Origin of the sequence: Mycobacterium sp., assembly GCF_049278535.1 — a bacterium.
In the GTDB taxonomy this organism is placed as follows: domain Bacteria; phylum Actinomycetota; class Actinomycetes; order Mycobacteriales; family Mycobacteriaceae; genus Mycobacterium.
Window position 1 is genome coordinate 1 of sequence record NZ_JBAPMI010000089.1, and the last position, 3,909, is coordinate 3,909.

Here is a 3,909-nt window from a genome sequence, read left to right on the forward strand (position 1 = left end):
GGCGGCGCGCTCATGCTTGAGTTCGACGATATCCAGCACCTCCTGCTGACCCGTACACCCGCGATCACCGGGCGCTACGAGTTCCTGACGTTCGGCGACCCCACGGGGGGCAGGGCGTGGCTGTCCGAGTTGATCCCCGTGGTCGAATCCGCCGCAGCGGCGCAAGCTTCGATAGACAGCACCAAGCGGTGGGTCACGCTGGCGTTCACCTGGAACGGCTTACGCGCCCTCGGGGTACCCGAAGAATCGTTGGCGACTTTCCCGGAGGCGTTCCGGCAGGGCATGGCGGCCCGCGCCGACATTTTGGGCGATGCCGGGGCCGCCCATCCGGACAATTGGGTGGGCGGACTGGCGAGCGCCGACCTGCACGCGGTCGCGATTCTGTTCGCTCGCAACGACGCCGAGCACGCGCGGGCGACCGGGGTGCACGACGAGCTGGTGGCCCGCTGCGACGGTGTGCGGCGGTTGTCGTTCCTGGACCTGAACGCGACGCCGCCGTTCAATTACGCGCACGATCACTTCGGATTCCGGGACCGCTTGTCGCAGCCCGTGATCGAGGGATCTGGAGACGAGCCCACGCCGGGGTCGGGTGCGCCGCTCAAGCCGGGCGAGTTCATCCTCGGCTATCCCGACGAGAATGGCCCGGTCGCGGATCTGCCGCAGCCGGAAGTGTTGTCCCGCAATGGAACCTACATGGCCTACCGGCGGCTGCAGGAGCACGTCGGGCTTTTCCGCGACTACATCCGGGAACAAGCACAAACACCGGACGACGAGGAGTTGCTCGCGGCGAAGTTCATGGGCCGCTGGCGCAGCGGCGCGCCACTGGTCCTGGCGCCGGACAAGGACGATCCGGAACTGGGCGCAGACCCGATGCGCAACAACGACTTCAACTATAAGGAGATGGATCCGTTCGGGTATGCCTGCCCGCTCGGATCGCACGCGAGACGCCTCAACCCACGCGACACCGCGCACAACATGAATCGGCACAGGATAATTCGCCGCGGCGCCACCTATGGTCCCGCCCTGCCCGAAGGCGGGCCCGACGACGGAGTCGACCGCGGCATCGCCGCATTTATCATCGGCGCCAGCCTGACCAGACAGTTTGAGTTCGCGCAGAATGTATGGATCAACGACCGCGCCTTCCATGAGCTCGGCAACGAGCATGATCCGATAGCCGGAAACCAAGACGGCACACTGGAATTTAAGATTCCCAACCGGCCGATCCGCAAGGTTCACAAAGGTCTGCCGGCGTTCACCACTCTGCGGGGCGGGGCCTATTTTCTCTTGCCGGGCATTAAGGCGATGCGCTATCTCGCCGCTCTCGGCTCCTCACGTTAGGGATCACCATGGGCGCACTTTCCGCGGCGCGGACCTACAACCAGAGCCATGTCTCCCGTCCCCACACCGGTGGCCGGCGCATCAGCATCTATTGGACGTGGAGCTATCCGTGGGAGGCCCAACGCGATCCGGCGGAGATGTATAACCGGTTCTCCACCATGACCGAAGTCCGTAACGCAGTCTGGCCGAGCTATGAGGCATCGGAATACCAAGAGGCGCAATTCCTCCAGGGCATCGCCGGCACCCTGGAACTTTTCCACCGCTCGGCGCTGGCCTTCCAGGAAGTTGCCGGCGAGGCCACCGGCCACCCGGTCGCGGTGTTCCAGCGCATCGACCAGGCCGGCTACAAGCTTCCGATCGACGAACGGATACTCGCCGACACCGACACCCTGATGGTGTTCGGGCTTGATCACCTCCTGTCCGAGCAAGAAGCCGCACCGGAGGAGATCGGCGCAATCCGGGAATGGCTGCGGCGCGACGGCACCTGCTTGGTGTTGGCGCCGCACCATGACGTCGGCTTCACCGAGGACTTCGCCCAGCGCCAGGTCGAATACGACCATCACGGCGACCCCTTGGTGCCGCGCCAGCAGCGGTTCAGTCAATACACCCGCTCACTGATGAAGGCCCTCGATGTTCCGGTGCACAACAGGTGGGGCCTGCGCCCCGCCGTGGTTGAGGGAACGAAGGAGATCGCACCCCTGACCGCGGTCCGCGACCTGGACGCAGCGAGACTGCTCGACAACGTCACCACGTTCAATTTCCATCCGCACCTGCCGCACTACGAACTCACCGCGCCGGAAAGCGATTCCGTGCGGGTGCTGGGCCGTCAACGCGTCGACCCCGGCAGACCGCATCCCTTCACCGCGGCCGGCAATACCGAATTCAACGCGCTGATCTGGATGCCGCCGAATGGCGAACGCTCCGGCGACATCGTGCTCGTCGACTCGACGAACTTCACCACGCTCTTCGGCGGCACCGACAGCCTCAAGAATTTCTGGCACAACCTCGCCACCATGAAATGATGTTGGGGCGCTTTGGCCGCCGGTAGCACAGGTTGGTATCACTGAGCAGACTCCACCGTCGGCGTGCATCCGGCGATAAGCTCGCGCGGTGCTGATTGCTATCGAGGGGGTCGACGGCGCCGGCAAGCGGACGCTCACCGATGGCCTGCGCGCGGCGTTGGAGGCTAGCGGGAAATCGGTGGCGACACTGGCGTTCCCGCGCTACGGGCAGTCGGTGGCCGCCGACGTGGCCGCCGAGGCACTGCACGGCCGGCACGGCGACCTGGCCACTTCGGTGTACGCGATGGCGATGCTGTTCGCGCTGGATCGCGCCGGGGGAGCCGACCAGATTCGCGACCTGTGTCGTGACCACGATGCGGTGATTCTGGATCGCTACGTGGCGTCCAACGCCGCTTACAGCGCCGCGCGGCTGCACGAGCGGGCCGACGGTGAGGTGGTCGGCTGGGTGCACGAGATCGAATACGGCCGACTGCAGCTTCGGGTGCCTGACTGGCAAGTGTTGTTGGGCGTCTCGTCCGAGCTGGCCGATCAGCGCGCCCGCCACCGGGCCAACCTCGATGCCAGCCGGGAGCGTGATGCCTACGAACGCGACGCCGGGCTCCAGCAGCGCACCGGCGCGGTGTACCTGGGACTGGCCGCGGCGGGCTGGGGTGGACCCTGGCTGGTGGTCGATGCGGAGGTCGATCCGGGTGGCCTGGCGGCACAGTTAATGGCCTAGTTGCCGTCCGGTTTGGAACAGCTGTGGTAATAGGTGCACGAAACACGCGTGTGGTAGCCCCATTTTGTCGCTATCTGGTGACACCATGGACACCATGAGGCAAAGGATTCTCGTGGTCGACGACGACGCGTCGCTGGCCGAGATGCTGACCATTGTGCTGCGGGGGGAAGGGTTCGACACCGCCGTCATTGGCGATGGCACCCAGGCGCTGACCGCGGTGCGCGAACTGCGGCCCGACCTGGTGCTACTGGACTTGATGCTGCCGGGGATGAACGGCATCGACGTGTGCCGGGTGCTGCGAGCCGACTCCGGCGTCCCGATCGTCATGCTCACCGCCAAGACCGACACCGTTGACGTGGTGCTCGGCCTCGAGTCGGGCGCCGACGACTACATCATGAAACCGTTCAAGCCCAAGGAGTTGGTCGCCCGGGTGCGGGCGCGGCTGCGGCGAAATGAGGACGAGCCGGCCGAGATGTTGTCGATCGCCGACGTGGACATCGACGTGCCCGCCCACAAGGTCACCCGCAACGGGGAACAGATCTCGCTGACGCCGTTGGAGTTCGATCTGCTGGTGGCGTTGGCGCGCAAACCGCGCCAGGTGTTTACTCGTGATGTGCTGCTCGAACAGGTGTGGGGATATCGTCACCCCGCGGACACCCGTTTGGTGAACGTGCACGTCCAGCGTCTGCGGGCCAAGGTCGAAAAAGACCCCGAGAATCCGACCGTTGTGCTGACCGTTCGAGGAGTGGGTTACAAGGCCGGACCGCCGTGATCCGTGCCGGCGACGACGCAGAGCGTAGCGATGCAGAGGAGCAGCACAGAGCTCACGAG

The 3,909-nt window shown here is 65.4% G+C and carries 4 protein-coding genes; all 4 read left to right on the top strand.

What is annotated here, in order from left to right:
* Positions 1 to 12: 12 nt before the first annotated feature.
* Entirely contained in the window at positions 13 to 1,338 is a 1,326-nt protein-coding gene (locus WAO18_RS05970; protein WP_422204691.1) for a Dyp-type peroxidase, read from the top strand.
* An 8-nt stretch (positions 1,339 to 1,346) separates the two neighbouring features.
* A complete protein-coding gene (locus tag WAO18_RS05975) occupies positions 1,347 to 2,360 on the top strand; it encodes a hypothetical protein (protein WP_422204689.1) in 1,014 nt (337 codons plus the stop codon).
* Between the two features lie 88 nt (positions 2,361 to 2,448).
* Positions 2,449 to 3,078: a dTMP kinase gene (locus WAO18_RS05980; RefSeq protein ID WP_422204690.1), complete on the top strand. Its 630-nt coding sequence runs from the start codon at positions 2,449 to 2,451 to the stop codon at positions 3,076 to 3,078.
* 85 nt (positions 3,079 to 3,163) lie between these two features.
* The gene (gene mtrA / locus WAO18_RS05985) at positions 3,164 to 3,850 is read left to right on the top strand and encodes a two-component system response regulator MtrA (protein WP_065016641.1); all 687 of its coding nucleotides are present in this window, start codon (positions 3,164 to 3,166) and stop codon (positions 3,848 to 3,850) included.
* The last annotated feature ends 59 nt before the right edge of the window (positions 3,851 to 3,909 follow it).